This window comes from Bradyrhizobium sp. LVM 105 (genome assembly GCF_003957705.1).
In the GTDB taxonomy this organism is placed as follows: Bacteria; Pseudomonadota; Alphaproteobacteria; order Rhizobiales; family Xanthobacteraceae; genus Bradyrhizobium; species Bradyrhizobium frederickii.
This window is the reverse complement of record NZ_QZMV01000002.1, coordinates 838759-864689: the sequence shown is the minus strand read 5'-3', so window position 1 is coordinate 864689 and position 25931 is coordinate 838759. Positions and strand designations below refer to the sequence as shown.

29 protein-coding genes and 1 riboswitch are annotated in these 25931 nt (G+C 65.3%); of the genes, 12 read left to right on the top strand and 17 right to left on the bottom strand.

The genetic code is table 11. The annotated features are described in order from the left end of the window. Window positions 1–58: 58 nt before the first annotated feature. A complete protein-coding gene (locus D6B98_RS09260) occupies window positions 59–1168 on the top strand; it encodes an extensin family protein (RefSeq protein WP_126256681.1) in 1110 nt (369 codons plus the stop codon). A gap of 38 nt (window positions 1169–1206) precedes the next feature. On the opposite strand, the gene D6B98_RS09255 is transcribed toward D6B98_RS09260, so the two are convergent. After that, entirely contained in the window at window positions 1207–1884 is a 678-nt protein-coding gene (locus D6B98_RS09255) for a L,D-transpeptidase (protein ID WP_126256680.1), read from the bottom strand. Window positions 1885–2219: 335 nt separating this feature from the next. On the opposite strand from D6B98_RS09255, the gene D6B98_RS09250 reads away from it, so the two are divergent. Both D6B98_RS09250 and D6B98_RS09245 read left to right on the top strand, forming a co-directional pair. Continuing rightward, window positions 2220–3197 carry a magnesium transporter CorA family protein gene (locus tag D6B98_RS09250; protein WP_126256679.1) on the top strand — a complete coding sequence of 326 codons (978 nt, stop codon included), beginning with the start codon at window positions 2220–2222 and terminating at the stop codon, window positions 3195–3197. Window positions 3198–3404: 207 nt separating this feature from the next. After that, window positions 3405–3620 (top strand): hypothetical protein, encoded by a 216-nt coding sequence (locus tag D6B98_RS09245; RefSeq protein WP_126256678.1) that lies wholly within the window; start codon window positions 3405–3407, stop codon window positions 3618–3620. A 174-nt stretch (window positions 3621–3794) separates the two neighbouring features. On the opposite strand, the gene D6B98_RS09240 is transcribed toward D6B98_RS09245, so the two are convergent. Continuing rightward, the gene (locus D6B98_RS09240; RefSeq protein ID WP_126256677.1) at window positions 3795–4547 is read right to left on the bottom strand and encodes an SDR family NAD(P)-dependent oxidoreductase; all 753 of its coding nucleotides are present in this window, start codon (window positions 4545–4547) and stop codon (window positions 3795–3797) included. A gap of 50 nt (window positions 4548–4597) precedes the next feature. After that, window positions 4598–5239: a pyridoxamine 5'-phosphate oxidase gene (pdxH, locus tag D6B98_RS09235; RefSeq protein ID WP_126256676.1), complete on the bottom strand. Its 642-nt coding sequence runs from the start codon at window positions 5237–5239 to the stop codon at window positions 4598–4600. Between the two features lie 113 nt (window positions 5240–5352). Here pdxH and D6B98_RS09230 point away from each other — a divergent pair, with 113 nt between their 5' ends. Both D6B98_RS09230 and D6B98_RS09225 read left to right on the top strand, forming a co-directional pair. After that, entirely contained in the window at window positions 5353–5760 is a 408-nt protein-coding gene (locus tag D6B98_RS09230) for an RT0821/Lpp0805 family surface protein (RefSeq protein WP_164718482.1), read from the top strand. A gap of 109 nt (window positions 5761–5869) precedes the next feature. After that, window positions 5870–6832, top strand: coding sequence for a DnaJ C-terminal domain-containing protein (locus D6B98_RS09225; protein ID WP_126256674.1), 963 nt, complete (start codon window positions 5870–5872; stop codon window positions 6830–6832). 316 nt (window positions 6833–7148) lie between these two features. Here the strand turns inward: D6B98_RS09225 and D6B98_RS09220 are convergent, their stop codons facing one another. Together D6B98_RS09220 and D6B98_RS09215 are read right to left on the bottom strand one after the other, a co-directional pair. Further along, window positions 7149–7919 carry an anti-sigma factor family protein gene (locus D6B98_RS09220; protein ID WP_126256673.1) on the bottom strand — a complete coding sequence of 257 codons (771 nt, stop codon included), beginning with the start codon at window positions 7917–7919 and terminating at the stop codon, window positions 7149–7151. Window positions 7920–8025: 106 nt separating this feature from the next. Then, complete coding sequence (locus D6B98_RS09215) at window positions 8026–8514, bottom strand: RNA polymerase sigma factor (protein WP_126256672.1); 489 nt, start codon at window positions 8512–8514, stop codon at window positions 8026–8028. A gap of 173 nt (window positions 8515–8687) precedes the next feature. Between D6B98_RS09215 and fabI the strand changes: the two genes are divergently transcribed. The 4 genes from fabI to D6B98_RS09195 all read left to right on the top strand — a co-directional run bounded on the left by fabI (window position 8688) and on the right by D6B98_RS09195 (window position 12638). Beyond that, window positions 8688–9503 carry an enoyl-ACP reductase FabI gene (gene fabI, locus D6B98_RS09210; RefSeq protein WP_126256671.1) on the top strand — a complete coding sequence of 272 codons (816 nt, stop codon included), beginning with the start codon at window positions 8688–8690 and terminating at the stop codon, window positions 9501–9503. A gap of 13 nt (window positions 9504–9516) precedes the next feature. After that, on the top strand, window positions 9517–10116 hold the full coding sequence (locus tag D6B98_RS09205; RefSeq protein ID WP_126256670.1) for a histidine phosphatase family protein: 600 nt from the start codon (window positions 9517–9519) through the stop codon (window positions 10114–10116). Between the two features lie 184 nt (window positions 10117–10300). Next, a complete protein-coding gene (gene aroC / locus D6B98_RS09200) occupies window positions 10301–11389 on the top strand; it encodes a chorismate synthase (RefSeq protein WP_126256669.1) in 1089 nt (362 codons plus the stop codon). A gap of 61 nt (window positions 11390–11450) precedes the next feature. After that, complete coding sequence (locus tag D6B98_RS09195; protein WP_126256668.1) at window positions 11451–12638, top strand: adenylate/guanylate cyclase domain-containing protein; 1188 nt, start codon at window positions 11451–11453, stop codon at window positions 12636–12638. A 4-nt stretch (window positions 12639–12642) separates the two neighbouring features. On the opposite strand, the gene clpS is transcribed toward D6B98_RS09195, so the two are convergent. The 5 genes from clpS to D6B98_RS09170 all read right to left on the bottom strand — a co-directional run bounded on the left by clpS (window position 12643) and on the right by D6B98_RS09170 (window position 15468). After that, a complete protein-coding gene (gene clpS, locus D6B98_RS09190) occupies window positions 12643–12951 on the bottom strand; it encodes an ATP-dependent Clp protease adapter ClpS (RefSeq protein ID WP_126256667.1) in 309 nt (102 codons plus the stop codon). Between the two features lie 43 nt (window positions 12952–12994). Then, window positions 12995–13336, bottom strand: a complete 342-nt coding sequence (locus D6B98_RS09185; RefSeq protein ID WP_126256666.1) for a DUF190 domain-containing protein — start codon at window positions 13334–13336, stop codon at window positions 12995–12997. Between the two features lie 2 nt (window positions 13337–13338). Continuing rightward, window positions 13339–13767 (bottom strand): fluoride efflux transporter CrcB, encoded by a 429-nt coding sequence (gene crcB / locus D6B98_RS09180; protein ID WP_126256665.1) that lies wholly within the window; start codon window positions 13765–13767, stop codon window positions 13339–13341. 83 nt (window positions 13768–13850) lie between these two features. Beyond that, window positions 13851–14240, bottom strand: coding sequence for a fluoride efflux transporter CrcB (crcB, locus tag D6B98_RS09175; protein ID WP_235884993.1), 390 nt, complete (start codon window positions 14238–14240; stop codon window positions 13851–13853). Window positions 14241–14259: 19 nt separating this feature from the next. Next, window positions 14260–15468, bottom strand: a complete 1209-nt coding sequence (locus D6B98_RS09170; RefSeq protein ID WP_126256663.1) for an MFS transporter — start codon at window positions 15466–15468, stop codon at window positions 14260–14262. Window positions 15469–15568: 100 nt separating this feature from the next. After that, window positions 15569–15645, bottom strand: a riboswitch (Fluoride riboswitch). Between the two features lie 273 nt (window positions 15646–15918). On the opposite strand from D6B98_RS09170, the gene D6B98_RS09165 reads away from it, so the two are divergent. Together D6B98_RS09165 and D6B98_RS09160 are read left to right on the top strand one after the other, a co-directional pair. Beyond that, window positions 15919–16782 (top strand): DUF1194 domain-containing protein, encoded by an 864-nt coding sequence (locus D6B98_RS09165; RefSeq protein ID WP_126256662.1) that lies wholly within the window; start codon window positions 15919–15921, stop codon window positions 16780–16782. A 169-nt stretch (window positions 16783–16951) separates the two neighbouring features. Continuing rightward, window positions 16952–17587, top strand: a complete 636-nt coding sequence (locus tag D6B98_RS09160) for a hypothetical protein (RefSeq protein WP_126256661.1) — start codon at window positions 16952–16954, stop codon at window positions 17585–17587. A 3-nt stretch (window positions 17588–17590) separates the two neighbouring features. Here the strand turns inward: D6B98_RS09160 and D6B98_RS09155 are convergent, their stop codons facing one another. Then, window positions 17591–18436, bottom strand: coding sequence for a nucleotidyltransferase domain-containing protein (locus tag D6B98_RS09155; RefSeq protein ID WP_126256660.1), 846 nt, complete (start codon window positions 18434–18436; stop codon window positions 17591–17593). A 108-nt stretch (window positions 18437–18544) separates the two neighbouring features. Here D6B98_RS09155 and D6B98_RS09150 point away from each other — a divergent pair, with 108 nt between their 5' ends. After that, window positions 18545–19159, top strand: coding sequence for a hypothetical protein (locus tag D6B98_RS09150; RefSeq protein ID WP_126256659.1), 615 nt, complete (start codon window positions 18545–18547; stop codon window positions 19157–19159). Here D6B98_RS09150 and D6B98_RS09145 read toward each other — a convergent pair. From D6B98_RS09145 to D6B98_RS09120, 6 genes are all read right to left on the bottom strand, one after another. Next, window positions 19156–20331 (bottom strand): Acg family FMN-binding oxidoreductase, encoded by a 1176-nt coding sequence (locus D6B98_RS09145; RefSeq protein ID WP_245481298.1) that lies wholly within the window; start codon window positions 20329–20331, stop codon window positions 19156–19158. The two genes, D6B98_RS09150 and D6B98_RS09145, sit on opposite strands and share 4 nt — an antisense overlap. A 5-nt stretch (window positions 20332–20336) precedes the next feature. Next, window positions 20337–21584 carry a class I SAM-dependent RNA methyltransferase gene (locus D6B98_RS09140; protein ID WP_126256770.1) on the bottom strand — a complete coding sequence of 416 codons (1248 nt, stop codon included), beginning with the start codon at window positions 21582–21584 and terminating at the stop codon, window positions 20337–20339. Next, window positions 21577–22311 (bottom strand): TlyA family RNA methyltransferase, encoded by a 735-nt coding sequence (locus D6B98_RS09135; protein WP_126256658.1) that lies wholly within the window; start codon window positions 22309–22311, stop codon window positions 21577–21579. The genes D6B98_RS09140 and D6B98_RS09135 overlap by 8 nt, the downstream gene beginning before the upstream one ends. A 74-nt stretch (window positions 22312–22385) precedes the next feature. Next, the gene (locus D6B98_RS09130) at window positions 22386–22940 is read right to left on the bottom strand and encodes a nucleoside 2-deoxyribosyltransferase (protein ID WP_126256657.1); all 555 of its coding nucleotides are present in this window, start codon (window positions 22938–22940) and stop codon (window positions 22386–22388) included. 186 nt (window positions 22941–23126) lie between these two features. Continuing rightward, window positions 23127–25055, bottom strand: coding sequence for a 1-deoxy-D-xylulose-5-phosphate synthase (gene dxs / locus D6B98_RS09125; RefSeq protein ID WP_126256656.1), 1929 nt, complete (start codon window positions 25053–25055; stop codon window positions 23127–23129). Window positions 25056–25654: 599 nt separating this feature from the next. Beyond that, entirely contained in the window at window positions 25655–25906 is a 252-nt protein-coding gene (locus tag D6B98_RS09120; protein ID WP_126256655.1) for an exodeoxyribonuclease VII small subunit, read from the bottom strand. Window positions 25907–25931: the final 25 nt, after the last annotated feature.

Here is a 25931-nt window from a genome sequence, read left to right as displayed (position 1 = left end):
GTTCCTCCGAGAAGTCGCTGGGCGCGTTGTCGCTCTCAGCGTTGGGCCAAAGATTGCCATGACTTTTAGCCTGCCGGACTTTCGCCGCAAATGGTCTTGTCGCGGCTATATGTCCGCTGGCGCGGCAATAGTTACCGCTGCGCTCGGGCTATCGCTTGTGCTCGTCGACCGGGCAGAGGCGCGAAGGCAGACATCCCCCCTGGATATCTTCGGTATCGGCGCACCCCGGCCGCGCCCGGCGGTTCATTCCGCCAGGATTCCGCTGCCGAGACCGCGCCCTGAGGAGGCTCCCAAAGCGCCAGAAGCGGCGCCGGCGGAGGCCGAGGACAAACCTTCCCGGGACAGGCCGTCTCCCGACAAGCCCGCAGAGGCCGCGGCGCCGCCCGAGAAGCAGGCCTCGGCCTGCCGTCTCGCGCTGACCGAGGAGATCGCGATCGCGCCCTCCATTCCGGATATCCGCGGCCCCGGCGCCTGCGGCGGCGAAGATCTGGTGCGGCTGGAAGCTGTCGTGCTGCCGGACAAGCGCAAGGTGACGGTCAAGCCGGCGGCGATCCTTCGCTGTACCATGGCGTCCGCGATCGCCGATTGGCTGCGCAAGGACATGGTGCCGTTGGCCAGCAGCCTCGGCTCGACCATCAGCGACCTCGATAATTTCGATTCCTTCGAGTGCCGCGGCCGCAACCGCGTCGCCGGCGCGATGCTTTCGGAGCACGGCAAGGCCAACGCCATCGACGTGCGCTCCATCAAGCTGGCCAACGGGCAGTCGATCGGCCTCACCGACCGTACCATGCCGCGCGAGGTGCGCGAACGCGTGCTGCACTCGGTCTGCGCGCGGTTTTCCACCGTGCTCGGCCCGGGCTCGGACTGGTACCATGAGGACCATATCCATCTCGACCTGGCGCAGCGGCGCAACGATTACCGGATTTGCCAGTGGAATGTCTGGGATCCGCTGCCACAGGTCGCCCCGCTGCTGCCGGCGGAGCGTCCCGAGGAAGCGCCGCCGCGCGAGGTCGCGGCCAAGCCTGAGGTCAAGCCCGAGGTCAAGCCTGAGGCACGGGAAGGCGCTGACGAGGAGGGGGTGGAGAAGGCTCCAGCGCCTGCGGAGAAGTCGGCGGCCAAGGGCGGCAAGTCCCGGCCGCACAAGCCGGCAACAAAAAAGCGCCGGTGAAGCCGGCGCTTTTGGATGTCAGGAAGATCAGGCGGCGATCAGTAGCTGCCCGGCTGGGTGCCGCCAAGCGCAAGCCGCGAATTGTAGGGCGAGTCGCCGTGCTTCGGCTCAAGCACCACGACGAGGGTGCCGACCTTGACGCGATCATAGAGATCGATCGCGTCCTCGTTGGTCAGGCGGATGCAGCCTGACGAGATCGAGGCGCCGATATATTCCGGCTGGTTGGTGCCGTGGATGCGAAACAGCGTGTCCTTGCCGCCGGAGTAGAGATACAGCGCGCGGGAGCCCATCGGATTGTCCGGGCCGGGGGCAACATAGGTCGGCACGCCCAGGCGCGAGATTTCGCCGGGGGTGGGGTGCCAGGCCGGCCACTCGGTCTTGCTGCCTACCTTGGCGATGCCCGACCAGGCCATGGCCTCTTCGCCAACGGTGATGCCGTAGCGGATCGCCTTGCCGCCCTCCAGCACGTAATAGAGATAATGGTTGTCGGAATCGACCACGATCGAGCCCGGCGATTCCTTGCGGTGATACTCGACGATGGCCCGGCGGAACGGCTCCGCGACCGGGGCGTTCTCGTATTTGACCTTGGCGAGGAGTTCCTTGTCCTTCGGCTTGAAGGCCTTGGTGTCGGTCGCCTCATAGCGAGTGGCCTGCATGCAGCCCGACAGCATCAGGCCAGCGGCCAAAATCCCAAACATAACTTTCAGCGACGACATGGTTTGGTTCCAATCAAAACAATACCGTGCGGAATGCTTGAGCTTACCGCCCAAGTTCCTCGACTCCGTTAATCCCATTATCGTTGAAATCTGCCACAATTCCAGCACTGAAGCCCTTTTCCCGCGCTGCGAGAGCCCACCTGTGGCTTTTCTGCCGCAAATTTTGCGGCAACGTGCAGGTTTTGGGGCGAGAAATGGCAAGCTGTCGTTTCCGTGCCACAGTTGAGCCATGGCGCGCCCCCAAATGCAAACGCATCCTTAATGCAGTTGTCATCGTGAATTGGCCAGAATCGCGCTAAGGGCTGTCATTCTGTCGCAGGTCTCCGGAGTCGTGCATGCTTTCGGTGTTTGTTCCCTCGGAGTCCGCCCTGAAGAAGGTCGTGATCGAGGATCTTTCCGCGTTGCCCGAAAGCGCGGTCTGGATCGATCTCGTCAATCCGAGCGCGGCTGAGGACAAGTCGGTGGAGCGGCTCGCGGGCATCGCCATCCCGACCCGGGAAGACATGCAGGAGATCGAGATCTCGAGCCGCCTCTATATCGAGAACGGCGGGCGCTACATGACCGCGACGCTGATGTGCCACTCCGATACCGACATGCCCAGGACCACGGCGGTGACCTTCATCCTCGCCGACCACCGCCTGGTGACGGTGCGCTACGATCTCCCCAAGCCCTTCGCCCTCGTCGAGGCCAAGCTCGCCCGCTCCTGTACGCCGTCCATCACCGGCGAGACGGTGCTGATGGAGCTGCTGGACGCCGTGATCGACCGCTGCGCCGACATCCTGGAGCGTTGCGGCGCCGAGATCGACCAGGTCAGCCACGACATCTTCGAGCCGGAAAGCACGCGCCACGGGCAGGCAAAGAGATATTCCCAGATCCTGATCTCGATCGGCCGCAAGGGCGACCTGACCTCGAAGGTTCGCGAGAGCCTTGTCTCGATCGGTCGCGTCGTCACGTTCCTGTCCGCGGTCGTCGAGGGCGTGAAATGGTCAAAGGACATGCGCGAGCAACTCAAGACCATGCAGCGCGATGTGGCCTCGCTGACCGACCACGCCTCCTATCTCTCCAACAAGATCACCTTCGTGCTCGACGCCATGCTCGGCGTCGTCAATCTCGAGCAGAACAACATCATCAAGCTGTTCTCGGTCATGGCGGTCGTCCTGATGCCGCCGACGCTGATCGCCTCCATCTACGGCATGAACTTCAAGGTCATGCCGGAACTCGAATGGGTGCACGGCTATCCGATGGCGCTGGTGATGATGCTGATCGCCGCGATCGTCCCGTACTGGATCTTCAAATGGAAGAAGTGGCTCTGATCGCGTCGCGCGCTCGGAAAATAGCTACCGAGACCTTACGCCGGTCGCACAGACACGATGAATCGTGTCGCAGAATAGATCGGGATTGAGGCGTCACGGTGATGGGTGCATCGTGCCGCAATTCCTCCGGTAAAATTTGAGCGGTGGGCTGAACGTTTGCGCGAAACTTGTCTGCGATAAGTAGTGCGTAGCCGCGAGGAACCAGCCATGGTTGAAAAACACATAACGTCGCCCCGCAACGTCATCGATCTGGCGAACTATCGTCGGGCGATGACGGGCGGCAAGGCGTCGATGTCGGTGCGCATGTGCCGGCACTGTGGTGCTCCGCTGCTCGACGGTGAGAACGACGACGATTGCTCGACCGCATTCAGCTCGGCCGCTCCGCGGCCGCGCGACAGGTCACGTCGGATTCGAATCGATTGAGGGACGGAAGGCGAGGGCGATCCAGGTCTTGCGGCGGCGTTATCTGGATCGCCTTGCTTCCCGAACGCTAGTTCCAATTGCGTCATTGCGAGGAGCTCTTGCGACGAAGCAATCCAGAGTCTTTCCACGGAAAGATTCTGGATTGCTTCGCTGCGCTCGCAATGACAGTGACGCCTACACGTGCTGGCCGCCGTTGATGTGGATCTCGGCGCCGTTGACGTAGGAGCTGGTGTCCGTGCACAGCACGTAGATGATCTTGGCGACCTCGTCGGGGGTGCCGAGGCGATGCAGCGGGATCTGCTGCTCGACGATCTTCTCGGTGCCCGGCGACAGGATCGAGGTGTCGATCTCGCCCGGCGCGATGGCGTTGACGCGCACGCCGATGCGGCCGAAGTCGGAAGCCATCTCGCGCGTCAGCGAGGCGAGCGCGGCCTTCGAGGTGGCGTAGGCGGCCCCCGCGAACGGATGCACGCGCGAGCCCGCGATCGAGGTGACGTTCACGACCGAGCCCTTGGCCGCCTTCAATTCCTCGATCAGCCCGCGCGCGATCATGATCGGCGCGAAGAAGTTGACGTGAAAGACATGCGTCCAGGTCTCGAGGTCGGTATCCACCGAGCCGAGCCTCGAGCCGCCCGGGCCCTTCGGCGAGATCGCGGCGTTGTTGACCAGCGCATGCAGCATGCCGCCTTCGAGACGGTTGCGGATGTCGGAGATCGCGCGGGTCGTGTCCCTGGGATCGGCGAGGTCGACCTGGATGTGGTCCTCAGGACCAGCATCCCACGGGCAGTCCTCGGGGAAAGGATGCCGCGAGCAGGTGATGACGCGCCAGCCCGCCGAGGAGAAGCGGATCACGGTGGCGTGGCCGATGCCGCGGCTGGCTCCGGTCAGGAGCAGCGTGCGGCGCGGCGCATTGGACGAATGCGGCATGGACATCTTTCAGGTCGGCCCAAAGCTCGAGACAAGGATCAAGATGAGGGTCAAGGATACATCCGCGTCTTGGACCACTTCTGGCCAGCCGCGTCACGACGAAATTCGATGCGGTCGTGCAAGCGGAACGGGCGGTCGTGCCAGAACTCGATCCGCGAGGGCGTGATGCGCCAGCCGCTCCAGCCCGGCGGCCGCGGCACTTCGCCGATGACGTATCTGGCCGCGACTTTCGCGATGGCTTGTTCGAAGGCGAAGCGGCTCTCCAGCGCCTCGGACTGCTTGCTCGCCCAGGCGCCGATCTGGGCCTGCTTGGGCCGGGTGGCGAAATAGGCGTCGGCTTCCGCGTCGGTCACCGGCGTCACGTTGCCGCGGATGCGGACCTGACGGCGCAGCGACTTCCAGTGAAAAAGTAATGCTGCCTTAGGATTTGCGGCGAGTTCGCGGCCCTTCTGGCTGGCGATGTGGCTGTAGAAGACGAAACCCGCGGTATCGAAGCCCTTCATCAGCACCATGCGCACGTCAGGGAGGCCGTCGGGATCGACGGTCGCGAGCGCCATGGCGTTCGGATCGTTCGGCTCGCTCTTGATCGCCTCGTTCAGCCAGCTCTCGAACAGCGCAAATGGCTCGTCGGCGGCGGTGAAATCACCGGATGTTAAGGGTGTCTGGTGTTTCATCGAGGTCGTGTCGGTCATGTCTGGAGTCCGAGTTGCGTCCCGCGGCCCAAAACGCGTTGTTGTCCGCTACCGCCCTATATAGGGCATGGGGACGCGTTGGCCTATCGGCGATCCGGCCGTCCGGCTTCGTCATGACGATCATTCTCATCGGGCTCGGGGCCGGAGGCTGCAGCTTCTCCCGCAACGACCAGAGCGCCTACGCCAAGGCCGACGACAGCGACCTCACCGGCTCGATCGCGCGACCGGCGAAGGACGCGCCGCCGACCGAGACCGATCTCGCCTTCACCCGCAACGCCGCCACCGACGTCCTCAGCAAGGGCGACAAGGATTCCAGCCAGCATTGGGAGAATCCGGAGACCGGGGCGCGCGGCTCGGTGACGCCGATCGCGCAATCCTATGCCGCCGAGGACGGCCGCAAATGCCGCGATTTCCTGGCGAGCTACGTCAACGGGACGACCGAAAGCTGGCTCCAGGGCGCCGGCTGCCAAAGCAGCCGTGGCCGTTGGGAGATTCATACGCTAAAGCCGTGGCGGAGCTAGGAATCGGCGAACGCCCCTAGTTGCAAAAATGCCACTCTCTCCCCACATGGATCGCAGATGGGGCGGGGAGCCCTTTGAACAATTCGAATTCTTGAAGGAGACGTGACGGATGCGCGACCCCTATGAGGTCTTGGGGGTGCCGCGGAGCGCCAGCGCTGCCGCCATCAAGAGCGCCTATCGCAAGCTTGCCAAGAAGCACCATCCCGACAGCAACAAGGGCGACCCGAAAGCCGCCGAGCGCTTCTCCGAGATCAACTCGGCGAACGAGATCATCGGCGACGAGGACAAGCGCAAGCAGTTCGACCGCGGCGAGATCGACGCCGAGGGCAAGCCGCGCTTCCAGGGGTTTCCGGGCGGTGGCGGGCCGCGCGGCCGCGCCGGTCCCGGCGGGTTCGAAAACTATACGTTCCGCTCCGGCGGCGGCCCCGGCGCGGGCGGCGGCGCGTTCGAGGATATCCTCAACAGCATGTTCGGCGGCGGGATGCGCGGCGCCCGGCCGGGGGCCGGCGGCGGAGCTCAGTTCGAATTCGACACCGGCGGCATCGGGCTCGATCTCGACGTCAATGTTGCCATGTCCGTCTCGCTGGAAGAGTCGGTCAAGGGCGGCGAGAAGCGCGTCCGGCTGCCGACAGGCAAGGAGCTCAACGTCAAGATTCCGGCCGGCGTCACCGAGGGTCAGCAGATCCGGCTGCGCGGGCAGGGCGAGAGCGCGCAGGGGCATCCGCCCGGGGATCTCCTGATCACCATCAACATCGCGCCGCACCCTTTCTTCAAGGTCGAGGGTGCCGATCTCAGGATCGACCTGCCGGTCACGCTCTACGAGGCGGTGCTCGGCGGGAAGGTCCGCGTGCCTACTCTCGGCAATGCCGTGGAGCTTTCGGTCCCGAAAAACACCTCCAGTGGCCGGACCTTTCGCCTCAAGGGCAAGGGCCTGCCGAAATCTGGCGGAACCGGGGATCTCTTCGTCACCGTCAGGATTATGCTACCGGATGGGAACGACGCCGAGCTTGAAGCATTGATGGAGAAGTGGCGGGACCAACACCCCTACAATCCACGTAGCGGGCTTGGTTAGAGACGATCGAACTGAAGGGGTTCTTCCAAAGGCCTAGGGCTTCGTCCTGGAGATGATGCTCATCATATGTCTGAGGCGTGGTAGCGCTTCATGAACTCGACGTATCGGCTGTCCGGCGGGGCAGCCGATAAAAAGGTGCGGCCTCGAGAGGGGGACCAGCGCGGTACCAAAAACCCCAATCGAGGCCGCCCGCGTCGATCGGCGGATCGAACGCTGCTCATTTTCGCGTGATCATCCGGTGCGATAATGAGACGCGCCGATGTCTTGATTCCAAATTTTCAATGACGGAATCTGGGCACTGTGCTCAAGCGGTGGTTTAGGTGCCGTTTTTCTCAGCCTGGTCATAGACCGCCTGCGCCACCTTGGTCAGCCGGTCGCGATCGCCGCCGCCGCTGACGACGTAACCCACGCCACGCTCGGCCCAGAACAGCGCGCCGTCCTTGTCGGTCCTGGCGTAACGCATTTGCGTCGCACCATTCTCGGTCTTGGCGGCGTAGATCGTGTAGCGCTCGCCCGAGACGCCCTCATACATCAGGAACGACGCCGGGCCGTTCGGGCCCGGCAAAAGCCGGCCGCCGACCAGCTTCAGCCCGCTGGCCTCCAGGTTCGGCGCAAACACGGTCCAGCCGCAGCGCCGGGTCAGCCAGGCCTGGAGGTGGTCGCGCTCATTGCCGCCGACCTCGACGGGGTGGCGGACCTCGACGACATAGAGGCGGTGAGCGTCGAGCGCATCCGCGGTGAAGCTCTGGAAGGTCGAGGGGGCGCTGGCGGCGCCATGCGCGACCCAGCCGGCCGTGCCGCCGGCGACGAAGGCAACCAGCACAGCCGCGGCGGCGCCATAGAGCCATTGCCGCGGGCGGCGCTCCAGCCGCTCGAGCTCCAGCCGTGCCGGCACCGGCTCGTGGGCGATGGAATCGTAGCGGGCGTGCAGCATCTCCGCCATGGCGCGCCAGGACTGCACGCGCTCGGCCTCTTCAGGATGGGCGACCAGCCAGGCCTCGACGTCGGCGCGGCGCTCGGCCGGCAGCTCGCCGTCGACATAGGCGTGCAGTTCGTCCTCGGTCACTGGGATCTTGCGCTCGTTCATCTCAATCGTCTCTGGCTCTGTGGCCCACAATGTCGTCCAAAGCTCAACTTTGCTCGCGGCATCGGCATGTTGCGGGCGGACGATCCGCGATGCATCGACCCTGCCATCATTTCACCCGCCTGAGCGTCGGGCGCTCGCCTTCCAATGCGGCCTTGACGTGGGCACGGGCACGGGCGAGGCGCGACATCACGGTGCCGATCGGCACGCCCTGGATGTCGGCGACCTCGCGGTAGCTCATGCCTTCCAGCATGACCAGCAGCAGCACCGAACGCTGCTCCTCGACGAGCGTCGCCAGCGCCCTCTCGATGTCGCGCCCTTCGGCTTCGGTGCCGCTGGCATCGGGGTTGTTCTCAGTCAGCTGCATGAATTGCGGCCGCCTTGCCAGCGAGCGCCGCCGGTTCTTGTTGAGGTTGGTCAGGATCGTGTAGAGCCAGCTCCTGACGTCGCCTCCGAGAAACAATCGCTCCGAGCGCAGGGCCCGCACCAGCGTGTCCTGCACCAGATCGTCGGCCACGTCCGCGTCGCGCGTGAGCGCGCGGGCGTAGCGCCGCAACGCCGGGATCATGGCTTCCACACTCTGGCGAAACGCGCTCATTGCGGTCTTGACGTCCTGGTCTCAGGCGCAAGCGCCTATAGGGATCATAACACCCGAATGGAACGGCTATTCCGGTGCTCTAAACAGCGTTAACGCGGCGTATTAGGGCTGTACCGCAAAGGAGGGCTGGTGTACCTCCAGACCTCAGCAAGAGTTCGACGGGACGTTCAAACATGGCGCAGAATTCAGGTCTGATGCAGGGCAAGCGCGGGGTGATCCTCGGTCTTGCCAACAATCGCTCGATCGCCTGGGGCATCGCCAAGGCATGCCACGCCGCCGGCGCCGAGCTCGCCTTCACCTATCAGGGCGATGCGCTGAAGAAGCGCGTGGAGCCGCTGGCCGCCGAGATCGGCGGTCTCGTGCTCGGCCATTGCGATGTCACAGATGCCGCAACCATCGATGCGGCGTTCGCGGTGCTGAAGGAGAAGTGGGGCAAGATCGACTTCCTGGTGCACGCGATCGCCTATGGCGAGCAGCTCGAAGGCCGTTACGTCGACACCACCGCGGAGAATTTCTCGAAGTCGCTGCTGATCTCCTGCTACTCGTTCACGGCCGTGGCGCAGCGCGCCGAGAAGCTGATGACGGATGGCGGCTCGCTGATCACGCTCAGCTATTACGGCGCCGAGAAGTGGATGCCGCATTACAACGTGATGGGCGTGGCGAAGGCGGCGCTGGAGGCCAGCGTGCGCTATCTCGCCGCCGACCTCGGCGAGAAGAACATCCGCGTCAACGCGATCTCGGCCGGTCCGATCAAGACGCTCGCCGCCTCCGGCATCGGCGACTTCCGCTATATCCTGAAGTGGAACGAGACCAACGCGCCGATGCGGCGCAACGTGTCGACCGAGGACGTCGGCGGCAGCGCGTTGTATCTGCTCTCCGACCTCTCGCGCGGCGTCACCGGTGAGGTGCATCACGTCGATTCCGGCTATCACGTGCTGGGCATGAAGAGGCCCGATGCGCCGGATATTTCGTTCGGCGGCAAGGACTGATCTTCAGGCTGGAATGGCCGTGCCCACGATCTACTATCTCCGCCACGGCGAGACCGAGTGGAATGCGCTCGGCAGGCTTCAGGGCACCAAGGACATTCCGCTGAACGCGCGCGGGCGCAGTCAGGCCGTCCAGGCCGGCGGCATTCTCGCCGACCTGTTCAAGCGCGAGGGGCGCGACAAGGCGGCGCTGCCTTACGTGTCGAGCCCGCTCGGCCGCGCGCGCCAGACCATGGAGCTCGCGCGCTTCAAGCTCGAGCTGCCGGTCGCCGACTATGCGCTCGACGATCGGCTGCGCGAGATCGGCTACGGCGCCTGGGAAGGGCTGACGCTGGCCGAGAGCGAAGCGGCTGATCCCGACATTTACGCCAGGCGCCTCGCCGACAAATGGAGGGTGGGCCCCGCCGGCGGCGAGACCTATGCCGATGTTCAGGTCCGCGTGCGCGCCTGGTACGATCAGCTGCGGACCGACACGGTCGCGGTGGCCCATGGCGGGACCTGCCGGGCCCTGATGGTGTGCTTGGGGCTGGAGACGCCGGCCAGCGCCGCGGAACTCTATATCGAGCAGGGGGCGGTCTACGTGTTCCGCGACGGGCGGCTGGAGAAGTTCAGTTAGGCCACCTGCCGTCATTCCGGGGCGGTGCGAAGCACCGAACTCCGGTGCGCCCTGGCGCACCTGAGAATCTCGAGATTCCGGGTTCGCTCTCCGAGCGCCCCGGAATGACCGACTGTGTTTGACCAGGCTGTTCCTCCGCGTTACCACGACAAGTCAGAACTGACTTGCGAACCACCGAGCAGCGATGTCCTTCAACACCTTCGGCCACATGTTCCGCGTCACCACCTTCGGCGAGAGCCATGGGGTGGCCATCGGCTGTGTGGTCGACGGCTGTCCGCCCATGATCCCGCTCACCGAGGCCGACATCCAGGGCGACCTCGACCGCCGCCGTCCCGGCCAGTCGCGCTTCACCACCCAGCGCCAGGAGCCGGACCAGGTGAAGATCCTGTCCGGCGTGATGGCGCATCCGGAGACCGGTGTGCAGGTGACGACGGGCACGCCGATCGGGCTCCTGATCGAGAACACCGACCAGCGCTCGAAGGACTATTCCGAGATCAAGGACAAATTTCGCCCCGGCCACGCCGACTTCACCTATGAGGCCAAATACGGCCTGCGCGATTATCGCGGTGGCGGCCGCTCCTCCGCGCGCGAGACCGCGACGCGGGTTGCCGCCGGCGCCATCGCGCGCAAGGTGCTGCCCGACGTCAGGGTGCGCGGCGCCCTGGTGCAGATCGGCCCGCACAAGATCGACCGCGCGAAGTGGGACTGGGACGAGGTCGCAAACAATCCGTTCTTCTGTCCGGACAAGGACAAGGCCGCGTTCTTCGAGACCTATCTCGACGGCATCCGCAAGAGCGGCTCCTCGATCGGCGCGGTGATCGAAATCGTCGCCGAGGGCGTGCCGGCCGGACTCGGCGCGCCGATCTATGCCAAGCTCGATTCCGATCTGGCGGGCGCGATGATGACCATCAACGCGGTGAAAGGCGTCGAGATCGGCGCCGGTTTTGGCGCGGCGGAATTGACCGGGGAGGAGAACGCCGACGAAATGCGCACCGGCAATGACGGCACGCGCTTCCTGTCCAACCATGCCGGCGGCGTGCTGGGCGGAATCTCCACCGGGCAGCCGGTGGTCGTGCGTTTTGCGGTGAAGCCGACTTCCTCGATCCTGCAGCCCCGCCGGACTGTCGATCGCAAGGGCGCCGAGACCGAAATCTTCACGAAAGGCCGCCACGACCCCTGCGTCGGCATCCGCGCCGTGCCTGTCGGCGAGGCCATGATGGCCTGCGTCCTGGCCGACCATTTCCTGCGTGATCGCGGACAGGTGGGGCGTTGATGTTGCCGTACTAGCCCACCGCGCGGCTTGACGGGTCCACCACTTCATCCGCAAATGAGCTATGAACAGTTCCGAGCTCCAGCGCGTCCGCAACTGGCTGATCGACGGCGTCTGGTCGGTTGAGCCGGCCGTGATGATCACCGACTTCTGCGAACGCCTGGTCGCGGCCGGCCTGCCGGTGTGGCGGTTCGGCATCTTCATCCGCACGCTGCATCCCGAAGTCTTCGGCCGCAACTTCATCTGGCGGCAGGGTGAGGAAGTCGAGATCGGCACCGTCGATTTCGACGTTCTGGACACGCCCGAATTCGCCCGCAGCCCCCTTCGCGTCGTGTTCGAGCAGGCGCTGGAGGTCAGGGGGCGCGCGAACGATCCCGACGATAAGCGCTTTCCGTTTCTCGACGACATGCGCGCTGAAGGCGCGACCGACTATATTGCGGTGCCGGTGCCGTTTCTCGATGGCTCCATTCACGCAACCAGCTGGGTGACGCGACGTCCCGGCGGCTTCAGCGACGACGACATCGCGTCGATCCGGGCCCTCATCGCGCCGCTCGCGCGCGTCAGCGAGATCATCACCCTGCGCCGCACCGCGGAGATGCTGCTCGACACTTATGTCGGTAACCGCGCCGGCGCACGCATCCTCGGCGGCCAGATCCGCCGCGGCCACAACGACACGATGCAGGCCGCGATCTGGCTCTCGGACCTGCGCGGCTTCACCGCGCTGTCGGACCGGCTGCCGCCCGAGACGGTGGTCCAGATCCTCAATCATTATTTCGACTGTCAGGTCACCGCGATCCTCGCCCATGGCGGCGAGGTCTTGAAGTTCATGGGCGACGGCCTGCTCGCCGTATTCCCGATCGACGAATATGTCGGCGATGCCGCGAATGTCTGTTCGCGCGTGCTGGAAGCCGCGCGCGAATCCCGCGCCAGCGTCGAGGCGCTGGCCTTTCCGGTCGGTGAGGCCATCGAGCGCTTCCGCTTCGGCGTCGCGTTGCACGTCGGCAACATCCTCTACGGCAATATCGGCGGCGGCAACCGCCTCGACTTCACCTGCATCGGACCGGCCGTCAACCTTGCCGCAAGGCTCGAGAAGATCACGGGCCGCCTGGGACGGACCGTCGTGGCCTCGGAAGGCTTTGCCAATATCTGCCGCCACGACTGGCGCGAGCTCGGCGAGTTTCCGATCGCGGGATTTTCCAAGGCGCAGCGCGTCTATGGGCTGGCGGATGAGACGCCGGCGCTGGTCGATTGAGCCGCTATTCCTCCGGCTCGGTCGTGAACAGCAATGGGTAGCCCTTGGCGCGGCCGGCGTCGGTGGCGCGCGTCGCCTTGGTCTCGGCGACGTCCTTGGTGAACACGGCGACCACGCAGGCGCCGAGCTTGTGCGCGGTGATCATCACCTTGTAGGCCTGATCCTCCGTCATGCGGAATTCGGACTTCAGCACCATGGTGACGAATTCGCGCGGCGTGTAGTCGTCGTTGATCAGGATGACCTTGTGCAGCTTCGGCCGCTCGACCTTGGTCTTGGTCCTGGTTTTCGGCTTGGTGACGGTCTTCTCGTTCATTCCGCCTCCTGGAATCGGCGGGCTCGGTTCCCAGCCGCGGCGATCAGCCTGCGACCTTCGCACCATATTGCAGGACCTGCACCTTCTCCAAGGTGATCAGCCCGCTCGACATCATGCCGTCCAGGATGGGCAGGAATGCGTTGATGTTGTCCTCGCTGTCGACGATCTCGATCAGCAGCGGCAGGTCTTCCGACAGCCGCAGGATCTTCGAGGTGTGCAGCCGGCTCGATTTGCCGAACCCCATCGGTCCGCGCAGCACGGTGGCGCCCGCAAGGTGCCGCTCGCGCGCCGTCATCACGATGGCTTCATAGAGCGGTTTGCCGTCGAAATGATCGCTCTCGCCGATGAAGATCCGGAGCGAAACTGCCTGATTGGGAATTTGCATGCTCAGCTCCTTGTCAAGCGGTTGTAGCGGCTCGCCATCATATGGCCGATCCATACCGACACCAGCCAGCAGATCACGGATACGGCGATGTAGGCGAGCGCCGTGTATTTCATGCCGTCATGGAACAGGCGGAAGGTCTCCAGGCTGAAGGTCGAAAAGGTGGTGTAGCCGCCGCAGAACCCGGTCATGACGAACTGCCGGTGCTCGGGCCGCGCCAGCATGCGGCCCTCGGGGCCGGTCAGCGTCGCGTAGAAGCCGATGATCAGCGAGCCCATCGTGTTGATGAACAGCGTCGCGACGGGAAAGCCAGGTCCGGTATCGAGCGCCAGCCCGACCAGATAGCGCGTCAGGCCGCCGACGACGCTGCCCGCGGCGACCCAAGCATAGAGTATCGCAGTGCGCCAGCGCTCGGCGGAGGAGGGCGAGTTCATCACACGCTTCCTCTTGCACCTCTCCCCGCAAGCGGGGAGAGGTGAAGATGCCGCGCTGCCGATGCCTTTCCAAATTCCATCCGCTAGCCTCCCAGACCGTCCGCAAGGAGGAAGCCGCAACTGACGGCGGCAAGGCAAAGCCCGACCGAGAACACGATGTTGCCGAGCGCATGCATCGGCTCGCCGCTCCGCGCGAGCGTCAGCGTTTGCAGGCTGAACGAGGACACCGTGGTGTAGCAGCCGAGAAAGCCGGTCACCGCGAACAGCCATGGGGTGGGCGCGGCGAAGGCCGAGCCGGGATGGGTCGCCAGCGCGCCGAAGATGCCGATCACGAAGGCGCCGGTGACGTTGATGGTCAGGGTGCCCCACGGAAACGTTTCACCCAGCCGCCGCGCGATCACACCGGAAACGAAATAGCGCGCACAGCCGCCCAGGGCGCTACCGATCACGATCGCGATTGCCCCGCTCAGCATGATGGACGCTCCCCCGTCATCATTTGTCCTCCGTCGCGAGGCCATTGCCGACGGCAAGCAGCCCCAGAAGCGCAAGCAGCGCGAAGCCGAGCCCCGCAAGGAACGTTCCGGCCGGGCCATAGGCGTCCCACAGCGCGCCCGCGATCACGCTCGCGGCCAGCAAGGCAAGGCCGGTGAACAGGTTGAAATAGCCGAACGCGGTGCCGCGCAGGCTCGGCGGCGCGGCGTCGGCGACGAGCGCCGAGAGCAGGCCCTGCGTCAGTCCCATATGCAACCCCCACAGCGCGACGCCGAGTGCGAGGCCCGAAAGGTTCGGCAGCAGCGCAAGCGCGAGATCGGCACCGGCGAGGAAGACGAGCCCGAGCGCGAGCAGGCCGGTCCGGTTGATCCGGTCCGAGAGCACGCCGGCCGGATAGGCCGACAGGGCGTAGACGATGTTCATCAGCACCAGCACCGCCGGCACCCACATCGCATTGAGCCCGATATTCTGCGCGCGCAGGATCAGAAAGGCCTCGCTGAAGCGCGCGAGCGTGAACACGATTCCGACGGCCACGACACGCCAATAGACCGCTCCGAGCCGCCGCATGGCGGCGAGATTGAGCGGATTTTTTGCGGGCTCCCGGCTCGGATCCGGGTCCGGCTCGCTCACCGCGAACGCGATCAGGCCGAAGGACAGGAAGGCCGGCAGCACCGCCACCCAGAACACGGCGGTGAAATTGTCGGCGGTCCACCACATCAGGCCGATCGCGGCGAGCGGCCCGACGAAGGCGCCGATAGTGTCGAGCGATTGCCGCAGGCCAAAGCTCGCGCCGCGCAGGCCGACGGGGGCGATATCGGCGATCAGCGCATCGCGCGGCGCGCCGCGAATGCCCTTGCCGACGCGATCGACGAAGCGCGCGGCCACCAGCCATTCGACGCTGGGCGCGAGCGGGAACAGCGGCTTGGTCAGCGCGGCGAGGCCATAGCCGAGTGCGGCGAGCAGCTTGCGGCGGCCGAGCCAGTCCGACAGCGCGCCGGAAAAGATCTTCGTGATCGAGGCCGTCGCCTCCGCAATGCCCTCGATGAAGCCGACGGTCAGCGTCGAAGCGCCGAGCACGGTGACCAGATAGATCGGCAGCAGCGCGTGGATCATCTCGGAGGAGATGTCCATCAGCATCGAGACGAAGCCGAGCACCCAGATTCCTCTGGGCAGCCCGTTACGTACAGCATTCGGTGTCGTCGTCGTCACGTCTTCGCCTTCTCCCGGCCTTGCGCCAGACAACAAAAAACCCGCCACCGGCGGGTTTGTCCATGCTCCCGCCGAAGGCAGAGGCTCAAAGATTGCCCCTCCTCAAGCAGGAGTCATCAGCCCATACGGTGATCGACCGCCGGGCGGTTGTCGGGGGACTCCATCCCCATCTGTGCGGCCAACCTAGCACGGAAATCGCTTCGGACAAGTGGGCGGGGAGCTCTGTCCCCGTGCCCGTCGCTCCCGCTTCGCGCATCATGAGCCCGATGGCGCGAGCGCACGAGCGTGTTCCAGCGGCGCAAGCGCGGCAACACGGCGGCAGCATTACGCAAGGCGCGTGTACGCCTGAGCCGCGAATCCCTAACTCGAATGTGAAGCGCAAGCGATCTTCGCGCTTTGCGGCAAGGCGATTGCATGTCACCATCACGTCATACGACGGGAGAGGCTGCGATGCGGTTGCTGTTCTCGATCGGGGCTGTGCTGGTGGCCGGCATGTTTGCCGGAGGGGATGTCGCGGGCATCGCGGCACCAGGACCAAAATTTGAGCCGCCTAAAAATCAGCCGCACCGGCCTGCGGCCGACAGGGACGCGCAGACGGTCGACGTCGAGCTGGTCCTCGCGGTCGACGTGTCCTATTCCATGGACATGGACGAGCTCGCGATCCAGCGCGAGGGCTATGCGCAGGCGATCCAGTCGAAGGAGTTTCTCCAGGCGCTGAAGCTCGGCCCGAACGGCCGGATCGCGGTGACCTATTTCGAGTGGGCTGCCTCCAGCGACCAGAAGATCATCATTCCCTGGCGGCTGGTCGACGGTCCCGAGACGGCGGACGCGGTCGCCGCCGAGATCATGAAGACGCCGATCCGGCGCGCCTCGCGCACCTCGATCTCGGGCGCGATCGCTTTCGCGATGCCGCTGTTCGATGAGGATCCCTATCGCGGCCTGCGCCGCGTGATCGACATTTCCGGCGACGGCCCCAACAACAATGGCGGCCCAGTCACGGTGGCGCGCGATGCGGCGCTCGAGAAGGGCATCGTCATCAACGGCCTGCCGATCATGGTCAAGGAGCCGTCCTATTCGACCATGGATATCGACAATCTCGATTTCTACTACGAGGACTGCGTCATCGGCGGCCCCGGCTCCTTCGTCATCACGATCAAGGACCGCGACAAGTTCAAGGAGGCGATCCGCACCAAGCTGCTGATGGAGGTCGCCGGCCGCACGCCGGAGCGTCCCGTGATGCCGGTCGCCGACAGGGAGCCGCGCGTCAATTGCCTGATCGGCGAGAAGATCTGGTCGGATCGCTGGGGCCGCTGAAGCCCCCCAGCTGAGACCTTTTGCCCGCCCGGGCGATGCTCGAGCTTAACGCCTCGTTAACCGGCGCGTGGCCCTAATCGCATGGTTTCCGTTCGTTTCCAGTCGGCATCCTGACATTGCCGAAGCGAGCGAAAGCGCGGGTTTGTCAGGCCCGTCTCCGAGCAATCCAATGGCCATCGTCACATCGAGCACAAACCAGATTTCGCCGGCCAACGAGCGGCTCTATCACCAGAGTGCTCTGGTCGGTGACTGGAAGGGCAATTGGGTGGGCAACAACCAGCCCGTCGGCTTCAAGGTCGTGAACATCCGCGGCGCCCGGGCGCAGGTCGAGTACACTCATAACGGCCACACCGAGCGCGGCTTCGCCGAGGTCAAGGGCACGCTCATCACCTTCGGCGGGATTACGGTCGGCACCAAGGACGGCAAGAACATGGTGATGCTGTTCTCGTTCGGGGGCGCCGGCAAGCAGACCGCCAATCTCGAGAAGCAGGCCCCGCCGGCCTCCGACAGCCGCCTGATGGGAAGCTGGGGCGGCTATTCCAGCGCCAACGGCAAAAGCGCGAGCTTCAAGGTGCTGTCCGTCAACGGCAAGGAAGCCGAGGTCAGCGTCACCACCGACGGCGTCACCCGTAAGGGCACCGGCTACGTCTACAAGAACGTGATCATGTTCGGGCAGACGCAAATCGCAACCGATGACGGCCAGAACGGCAAGGTCATCTACCAGGTCGGGACGAAATCCTTCATGGTGCCGGTGACGAAATATCCGCCGGCCGATTCATCGTCCTCCGTGGATCGGACCGCATAACTTTCACGACCCCGGTGCACCGGGCTGCGTCAGCGCCTTCAACTGCCGGTCGATCTGGCGCAGGACTTCACAGGCGGGTGCAGGGGCGCCGTCGCCGACCAGCCGCCAGACCTCGTCGATCCGTTCCACAAGATGCGGAAGCGTCAGCGGCAAGAGGGCCGCTTCGTGCAGGGCGCCCTTTTCGTTGATGAGATAGCGTTCGTTGAGCGCGAACAGCACCTGCGCGATGCAGGCGAGCGATCTGTAGAGCGATCCCGCGATGTGGGTTCGGTCACCGCGCGCAATGGCGAGCTCGGCGTTCTCGATGCCAAACAGGATCTCCCACTGGAAGCGCTGGATCAGGGCTTCGCGCAAGGGGCGAGGATAGGGCAGGGCGATCGATTTCAGCCGTGCGATTATGCCCTGCGGATCGTGCAGTGGCTGACAATATGCGATCTCGCCCATCCAGATTGCCGAGCAGAAACCGTGGGGATGGCCGGGTTGATAATCCATCGTGACGAGTCCGCCATGGCAGGCCCTCGTCACGGCTTCGACCGCATCGGCGTTGCGATAGAGCAGATCGACCTTGCTGCCTTGCACCGACAGCCAGGCGCCGCCGACGATCCACGGTCCCCATTCACCGATTGGCGTCACGGTCGCGGCGGCAGGATCGTCGGCGATCTCCTTCGCAGCCGCAAGCAGCCGCTCGGTGTCGAGCGGGCGCGCCGCGGCGAAGTAGAGCCCGACATCATAGTCGGAGGTGAGATGCCCGCTGCCTCGCGCGCGCGAGCCGCCCAGCACGATGGCGGCGAGGCCCGGAACCTCGCGGAAAGCGGATGTCAGGCGCGTGAGCAGGGGAACGTGCGGCATCAGGTTCGGCTGTGGGGAGGCCCTTGGCTGCGACGTTGGCGCGGCCGCTCGGCTGGCATTGGGGATATCAGGGGAGTATATTCTGCAAAAGTCTTGACGGTAGTCTCAATGTCCAGCCTTGCCCCTTCACCCGTTCTTGCAGCTCTGCTCGCTATGCTTTGCGTGACGGCAGCACCGGTTCACGCCCAGGTCGCGCCGCTGAAATACTGGGTCCCCGGCGGGCCTTTCGGCCTCAGCGGTGGCGCCGACCAGAGTTCCGATATTTATGGCAATTCCACCAGCTTCAATGCCGGCGATCCGGATTGGCGCAGCCGCGCGAACGGCTTCTTCGTCGGCAGCCAGCGCGGCAACCTGAATTGGAGCGGCCTCAGTCAGACCGGACTCAGCCAGACCGGCCTTGCCGGCAATTTCAGCGCGCTCTCATATGACAGCACGCAGTTCGGCTACAACACCAAGACCATGGGCGGCATGCCCGTGACGTTCTTTGCCGGTTTCGACACGTTGAAATATGGCAACGGCATCGGCAGCTCGGTTGCGCCGCTGACATCTGGTGCGGCGCCCGGCACCAGCGCATTTGCGGGCGTCGAGTTCAAGCCGACCTCCAATCTCAGCCTGTCGTTCGGGGCTGGATTCATTCAGCGAGATTCGGTCCGCATGGACAGCGATATCAGATCGAACATGCTGCCGGGCGAGTCGCCGGCGCTGAGCGGTTTACGTCGTTAGGGCCGCATCACCTGCTCCGGTGGACGCCGCAGAGATTTCGGCAGGTCCGGGCCGGTTCCGAAACGCATCACGATGTCGGGGCGACGTTCGCCGAGTCCGAGCGAGGTTGCAAATTGCTGCCTCAGCGCCGCCGTCTCGACCGGCTGATTGACGAAGGAGTATTTGAGCCCCAGCGCGGTCGCCTGCAAACCGAAGCGCTGACAGGCGCGGCCGACCGCAATCCAGTGCGATTTGTCACTGCGCTCGGCCGCGAGCACGACGACGCCCGCAGAGCTGGCGAGCTGGTCACGGTACTTCTTGTTTTCCCCGCTCTCGGTAAAGAAGAGCTTGAGCAGCGGCCGCGCCAGCCACGACGGCAGCGAGGGGTTTCCCGAGGCCGGCGCGAACAGCCCGTCCAAGGTCGCGACCGCCTCCGCCTCGTTGAAGCGAATCCAGCTCACGAGCTCGCGCATGAAGGCCTTGTCGCGCATTTGCGCCGAGTTGCCTTCGAGCACGTAGTCGGTGACCCCGGCGATCGCGGCGCGCTCGGTCATCAGGATTGCCGTGACATCAGGTTCGCGACAGGCGCTCTCGAGCCGGCGCAAGGTCTCGGGCGCGGCGGGCCTGCCATCGAACGCCGCGCGGGTGCATTGCCTGACTGGAATCGCGGCGGCCAACGTTGATGCATCCGGCGGGGCTTGCTCGAGCGCGATCACGATCCGCTCGCCGTCGATGACCGGGTCGGCGCGCCAGCCCAGTGCGGACGCAGCGAGGATGAGGTTTTCGGCGGCACAGCCGAGACTGACGAACAAGTGATGATCGTCCGGATCCACGGCCGGACAGCGGCGCGAAAAATCCGGCGCAATCGCGATTTCGTTGCCGTGGGCGGAGAAGATCCACGGCTGGGTGTTGTGGCTGTTGGCCGCGAGGGTGGCAAAGCGCACGAGCTCGCGATCCCGCGGCACGGCCTGCAGCTGAGCCCGTGACGTCGTTACCGCCCCATCGTAGGTCATCGCCGCCGCAGCAGCGGGGAAGTCGCCGACAGCCGCTGTGGAAAAGCCCAGCGCGGCCCCGGTGAACTGTCGTCGGTCAAGCACGAACGTCCGCTCCGCATCCCATGTCGCGCCTCCTGGCGCAGACGCGCTTTTAGCACCCAACGCGTTGCCACGATTGACCGGAATCAAGACGGGCATCGAGGTTAGCGCGTGAAGCGCGCCACCAGCTCCACATGCGGCGTGTGGCGGAATTGATCGACCGGCACCACCGACTCCAGCCGATAACCGCCGTCGATCAGCAGCCGTGCGTCGCGGGCAAAGGTTGCGACGTTGCAGGACACGGCGACCACGACGGGCACCTTGCTTGCAGCGAGCTTCAGTGCCTGCGCCTGCGCGCCCTGGCGCGGCGGATCGAACACCACGGCGTCGAGGTCGCGCAGCTCGGGCGGCACCAGGGGACGGCGGAACAGGTCCCGCGGCTCGCACTTGATCGGCTTCAGGCCTGGTGTGCGCGCGGCTTTCGCCAGTGCTGCGACGGCGCCGGCGTCGCTGTCGTAAGCGGTGATTCGCGCCTTCTCGGCGAGCCGTAGCGCGAACGGGCCGACGCCGCAGAAGAGGTCGAGAACGTTCTTGGCCTTGCCGATGCGCTCGGTGACGAGCGCGGCGAGCGTTTCTTCGCCAGCCACCGTCGCCTGCAGGAACGAGCCCGGCGGCAGCGTCACCTCGGCGCGCCCCATCTTCACCGTCGGCGGCAGGCGTTGCAGTACCAGCTCGCCGTGCCGCGTCAGCCGCGCCAGGCGGTGCTGCTCGGCGACGCGCGACAGCGCCGTGACCAGCGGCGTCGGCAGCGGCCCGGAGCCGCGCACGTCGATATCGAGGCCGTTGGCGGTGGCGGTGACTTGGATGTCGAGCGGCTTGGTCACCGGCATCTTCGACGTCAGCGGTTCGGCGAGCGCCCAGGCGGCATCGAGCGCGCCGTCGAGCGCGGGATCGAGGATCGGGCAGCGGTCAATCGGGATGACGTCGTGCGAACTCGTCGCCGAGAAACCGACTTTGAGAACATCATGCGTGCCGAAGCGGCCGTGCAGCGTGATGCGCCGGCGGCCGGCGCCATGGGCGTCGACCAGCGGCGCCACCTCGCAATCGATACCGGCCTGTGCCAGCGTCTCCACCACGATGCCGCGCTTCCAGGCGTGATAGGGCTCCGCCGCCCAATGCTGGATCGCGCAGCCGCCGCAGACGCCGAAATGCGGGCAGAACGGTTCGATGCGCTCGGGGCTTGCGACATCGACCGCGAGCAGCTTGCGGCGATCGGGATGGTGGCCCACGACGTGATCGACCTCGACGGTCTCGCCGCCGAGCGTATAGGGCACGTAGACCGCGTCGCCCGCGGTGAGGCAGACGCCGTCGCCGCGATGGCCGACATGATCGATGGTCAGCCGCTCAACCACGGCGCGCGCCCAGGAAGAATTCGGCATTGCCGTCACCGCCCGCAATCGCGGAGGGAAATACCTCGATATCGGTGCAGCCGAGCGACGCCGCGAAGGCCGCGATGTCGTCGCAGATGGCCTGGTGCACGGCGGCGTCGCGGACGATGCCCTTCTTGTTGTGCTTCCTGTCAGCCTCGAATTGCGGCTTGATCAGCGCCAGCAGGCTCATCGGCGCGGCGGCGAGGGACAGTGCCACCGGCAGCACCGTCTTGAGCGAGATGAAGCTGACGTCGATGACGACGACATCGGGCCGTGCCGGCAGCCGCTTCCCCTCATAGCTGCGGATGTCGGTCTCCTCCATCGAGACGATCTTGGGATGGTCGCGCAGCGAGGGATGCAGCTGGCTGGTGCCGACATCGATCGCGAACACCAGGCTCGCGCCGTTCGCCAGCAGCACCTCGGTGAAACCGCCGGTGGACGCCCCGACGTCGAGGCAGACATGGTCCTCGATCTCGATTGGATAGCGCTCCAGCGCGCCGGCGAGCTTGACGCCGCCGCGGGAGACGTAGGGGTGCGCGGGCTCGGCCTGGATCACCGCGTCCTCGGCGATGGTCTCCGACGGTTTGGCGACCTGTTTGTCGTCGGCCCTGACGAGGCCGGCCTCGATCGCCGCGCGCGCCCGCGCCCGGCTCTCGAACAGGCCGCGCTCGACCAGCAATACATCCGCACGCTTGCGGGCAGGGGACATCGATTCTCTCAAGAGGGCGTTTTGCCGAGCATGATCTTATCGGAAAACCGCTGCACACTTTTCCGGATCATGCTCTATGTAGCGATCAATCGCGCGGCCGCCATCCGGACGCAAGCCTCGAACGCGGCCAGATCGTGCCAGACGTCGATGGGCGCCACGGCCGGCGTCACCAGCGGGCAGCCATGCAGCTCCAGCGCATGGATCATCATGAGGTTGTCGACGAGGCCGAAATCCTCGACGGTCAGGCCCTGCGCGTCGACCAGCCGCCCGTCCTCGGACGTGACGTCCATGAAGCGGCTGAGGCGGTCGGCATAGGTGGCGCCGTCATTGGCATAAGCGAGGCAGAACTTGCCGCGGCCGGCCATGTAGCCGAGCTCGTAGACGGTGCCGGGATCGGCGCCGGCGCCGCGGAACGGGGTGAGGTTGGCGATGATGGCATCGGCCTCGTCCATCATCGCCTCGTTGCCGCAGAAGATCTGCCGCGCGGCATCGGGCGCCGTGAGGTCGATGGCGTTGTCGAGGGGATAGAGGCCGGTCAGGCCGTGTGCGGCGCAGACATCGACCTTGCGACGGCCGATCTCGATGGCATCCGGCAGGAACACGTCGGGACCTGCCAGATAGATCTTCATGGAGTCAGAACCGGAAAAATTTGGGCAGGGGCGCAAGCCACAGTGGGCGGTCTGCTCCCTCCCCCGCCTGCGGGGGAGGGCTGGGGAGAGGGTTGTCTCCGCACCGGGACAATCTCCCAGAGGATAGAGCCCTCACCCGACGCTTCGCGCCGACCTCTCCCGCAAGCGGGAGAGGTGAACTCACTATCAAGCCAGCTTGACCGTCTCGGCCTTGACGTCCTTGCCGAGCGCTTCGAACACCTTGGCGACGATGCCCTTGGCGTCGAGGCCGGCGCGGGCGTACATCGCGGCGGGCGTGTCGTGATCCTGGAACACGTCGGGCAGCACCATCGAGCGGAACTTGACCATGCCGCTGTCGAGCACGCCCTGGTCGGTCAGGAATTGCGCGACATGCGAGCCGAAGCCGCCGACCGAGCCTTCCTCGATCGTGATCAGGATCTCATGGTCGCGGGCGAGCTTGAGCACCAGCTCGGTGTCGAGCGGCTTCATGAAGCGCGCGTCCGCGATCGTGGTGGACAGGCCGTGAGCGGCGAGCTCATCGGCTGCCTTCTCGCATTCGGCGAGGCGCGTGCCGAAGGAGAGCAGGGCGATCTTGCTGCCCTGGCGGATCATGCGCCCCTTGCCGATCTCGAGCGGAATGCCGACCTCGGGCATCTCGATGCCGCGGCCTTCGCCACGCGGATAGCGCAGCGAGCTCGGACGGTCGTTGATCGCCACCTGGGTCGCCACCATGTGCACGAGCTCGGCTTCGTCCGCTGCCGCCATGATCACCATGTTCGGCAAACAGCCGAGATAGGCGTTGTCGAACGAGCCGGCATGCGTCGCGCCGTCGGCGCCGACGAGACCGGCGCGGTCGATCGCGAAGCGGACGGGCAGGCTCTGGATCGCGACGTCGTGCACGATCTGGTCGTAGCCGCGCTGCAGGAAGGTCGAGTAGATCGCGCAGAACGGCTTGTAGCCTTCGGTGGCGAGGCCCGCGGCAAACGTCACCGCGTGCTGCTCGGCGATGCCGACGTCGAAGGTGCGGTCCGGGAAGGCCTTGTTGAAGATGTCGACGCCGGTGCCCGACGGCATCGCCGCGGTGATGGCGACGATCTTGTCGTCCTTCTGGGCTTCCTTGACGAGGCTCTGGCCGAACACGTTCTGATAGGCCGGCGCGTTCGGTTTTGCCTTCGCCTGGGTGCCGGTGGCGACGTCGAACTTGACGACGGCGTGGTACTTGTCGGCGGAAGCTTCCGCCGGGCCGTAGCCCTTGCCCTTCTGCGTCACGACGTGGACCAGGATCGGGCCGGTCTCCATGTCGCGGACGTTCTTCAGCACGGGCAGCAGATGGTCGAGATTGTGGCCGTCGATCGGGCCGACATAGTAGAAGCCGAGCTCCTCGAACAGCGTGCCGCCGTCCATCATGAAGCCGCGGGAATATTCCTCGACGCGGTTGGCGCGGTTGGCGATGATCTTGGGCAGGCGCTTGTTGATCTGCTTGGCCGCATCGCGCAGCGTGCGATAGGTCTTGCCGGAGTAGAGGCGCGACAGATAGGCGCTCATGGCGCCGACCGGCGGCGCAATCGACATGTCGTTGTCGTTGAGAATGACGATCAGGCGCGAGTTCATCGCACCCGCATTGTTCATGGCCTCATAGGCCATGCCGGCCGACATCGCGCCGTCACCGATGACGGCGATGACGTTGTTCTTGCCGCCGGAGAGGTCGCGCGCCACCGCCATGCCGAGGCCGGCGGAGATCGAGGTCGAGGAATGCGCGGCGCCGAACGGATCGTAGTCGCTCTCGCTGCGCTTGGTGAAGCCGGACAGCCCGCCGCCGGTGCGCAGGGTGCGGATGCGGTCGCGCCGGCCGGTGAGAATCTTGTGCGGATAGGCCTGGTGGCCGACGTCCCAGATCAGCCGGTCGCGCGGCGTGTCGAAGACGTAATGGATCGCGGTGGTGAGCTCGACCACGCCGAGGCCCGCGCCGAAGTGACCGCCGGTCACCGAGACGGCATCGATGGTCTCCTGCCGCAACTCATCGGCGACCTGGCGAACCTGCTCGACCTTGAGCTTGCGCAGGTCTTCCGGCGTCCGGATGGTGTCGAGAAGCGGCGTTTTACTGTATGCGTTCACGGCGATTTCCAATTTGTCAGCACCGGAAGGTCATTCCGGTGCGCGATGGGTTTGCACAATATCGGCGCAGCGCGAGTCCTAACCGTCGGAGCCACCTGCATGGGGCAAAGCCCCGTCTTCAAGCTTAGGTAAGCTTAAGTGCGCTCCGGTTCAGTCTCTGTGATCCCTGTCACTTAGATCGGCTTCGTCCGTCCCAAGCCAATTTCATTAGCAGTTTGAAGCTCTTGTCGTCGGTAATCGGTGCCCACGCAAGGCTTGCAAAAAGCCACACTCCGCGCAGCTTTACACCAAAGCTGGGGCCAAAGCCAACCCGGCGGACCGATTAGGGGTATGCAGATGCAACCGGCGGGCCAGAGTGGTTAACCGTGGCGCCGGACGTCGGGTTCCAGGTTTGCCTGGTCCTTGTCAGCATTTTCGAGCAGTTGGGAGCCCTTTCACCCCCGAGGGACGGTCCCGGAGCCAGACGATCCCGGCCCACCGCCATGGAACCGGGATCCGTCGGGGGCACGCCGCCGTGCGATCATGAAGACCCGGCAGGCGCTGCGCCCAGCGAAGACGTTGCACCGGAGCGCGGTCAGAAATGGATAGGGGGCCTCGGCCTATTGAACGTCGAGCGGCGCCGTGCCGGTGGCCTGGCCGGTGGCATCGGTGGTGATCTTGTCGACGCGCGCCTCGGCCTGGCGCAGCAGTTCCTCGCAGCGGCGCTTCAGCGCCTCGCCGCGCTCGTAGATGGTCACGGATTCCTCGAGCGGCACCTTGCCGTCCTCGAGCCGCTTCACGATCGTTTCGAGTTCCTCGATCGCGCGTTCGAAGGTGAGCCTGGAGACGTCGACTTGGGTGTTTTCGGCCATATCCGTTTCCGATTGCCCGATTCGC

Bases quoted from the DNA above. Each gene is read 5' to 3' on its own strand.
- D6B98_RS09260 (WP_126256681.1), top strand. From the start codon at position 59: ATGACTTTTAGCCTGCCGGACTTTCGCCGCAAATGGTCTTGTCGCGGC.
- D6B98_RS09255 (WP_126256680.1), bottom strand. From the start codon at position 1,884: ATGTCGTCGCTGAAAGTTATGTTTGGGATTTTGGCCGCTGGCCTGATG.
- D6B98_RS09250 (WP_126256679.1), top strand. From the start codon at position 2,220: ATGCTTTCGGTGTTTGTTCCCTCGGAGTCCGCCCTGAAGAAGGTCGTG.
- D6B98_RS09245 (WP_126256678.1), top strand. From the start codon at position 3,405: ATGGTTGAAAAACACATAACGTCGCCCCGCAACGTCATCGATCTGGCG.
- D6B98_RS09240 (WP_126256677.1), bottom strand. From the start codon at position 4,547: ATGCCGCATTCGTCCAATGCGCCGCGCCGCACGCTGCTCCTGACCGGA.
- pdxH (WP_126256676.1), bottom strand. From the start codon at position 5,239: ATGACCGACACGACCTCGATGAAACACCAGACACCCTTAACATCCGGT.
- D6B98_RS09230 (WP_164718482.1), top strand. From the start codon at position 5,353: ATGACGATCATTCTCATCGGGCTCGGGGCCGGAGGCTGCAGCTTCTCC.
- D6B98_RS09225 (WP_126256674.1), top strand. From the start codon at position 5,870: ATGCGCGACCCCTATGAGGTCTTGGGGGTGCCGCGGAGCGCCAGCGCT.
- D6B98_RS09220 (WP_126256673.1), bottom strand. From the start codon at position 7,919: ATGAACGAGCGCAAGATCCCAGTGACCGAGGACGAACTGCACGCCTAT.
- D6B98_RS09215 (WP_126256672.1), bottom strand. From the start codon at position 8,514: ATGAGCGCGTTTCGCCAGAGTGTGGAAGCCATGATCCCGGCGTTGCGG.
- fabI (WP_126256671.1), top strand. From the start codon at position 8,688: ATGGCGCAGAATTCAGGTCTGATGCAGGGCAAGCGCGGGGTGATCCTC.
- D6B98_RS09205 (WP_126256670.1), top strand. From the start codon at position 9,517: ATGGCCGTGCCCACGATCTACTATCTCCGCCACGGCGAGACCGAGTGG.
- aroC (WP_126256669.1), top strand. From the start codon at position 10,301: ATGTCCTTCAACACCTTCGGCCACATGTTCCGCGTCACCACCTTCGGC.
- D6B98_RS09195 (WP_126256668.1), top strand. From the start codon at position 11,451: ATGAACAGTTCCGAGCTCCAGCGCGTCCGCAACTGGCTGATCGACGGC.
- clpS (WP_126256667.1), bottom strand. From the start codon at position 12,951: ATGAACGAGAAGACCGTCACCAAGCCGAAAACCAGGACCAAGACCAAG.
- D6B98_RS09185 (WP_126256666.1), bottom strand. From the start codon at position 13,336: ATGCAAATTCCCAATCAGGCAGTTTCGCTCCGGATCTTCATCGGCGAG.
- crcB (WP_126256665.1), bottom strand. From the start codon at position 13,767: ATGAACTCGCCCTCCTCCGCCGAGCGCTGGCGCACTGCGATACTCTAT.
- crcB (WP_235884993.1), bottom strand. From the start codon at position 14,240: ATGCTGAGCGGGGCAATCGCGATCGTGATCGGTAGCGCCCTGGGCGGC.
- D6B98_RS09165 (WP_126256662.1), top strand. From the start codon at position 15,919: ATGCGGTTGCTGTTCTCGATCGGGGCTGTGCTGGTGGCCGGCATGTTT.
- D6B98_RS09160 (WP_126256661.1), top strand. From the start codon at position 16,952: ATGGCCATCGTCACATCGAGCACAAACCAGATTTCGCCGGCCAACGAG.
- D6B98_RS09155 (WP_126256660.1), bottom strand. From the start codon at position 18,436: ATGCCGCACGTTCCCCTGCTCACGCGCCTGACATCCGCTTTCCGCGAG.
- D6B98_RS09150 (WP_126256659.1), top strand. From the start codon at position 18,545: ATGTCCAGCCTTGCCCCTTCACCCGTTCTTGCAGCTCTGCTCGCTATG.
- D6B98_RS09145 (WP_245481298.1), bottom strand. From the start codon at position 20,331: ATGCCCGTCTTGATTCCGGTCAATCGTGGCAACGCGTTGGGTGCTAAA.
- D6B98_RS09135 (WP_126256658.1), bottom strand. From the start codon at position 22,311: ATGTCCCCTGCCCGCAAGCGTGCGGATGTATTGCTGGTCGAGCGCGGC.
- D6B98_RS09130 (WP_126256657.1), bottom strand. From the start codon at position 22,940: ATGAAGATCTATCTGGCAGGTCCCGACGTGTTCCTGCCGGATGCCATC.
- D6B98_RS09120 (WP_126256655.1), bottom strand. From the start codon at position 25,906: ATGGCCGAAAACACCCAAGTCGACGTCTCCAGGCTCACCTTCGAACGC.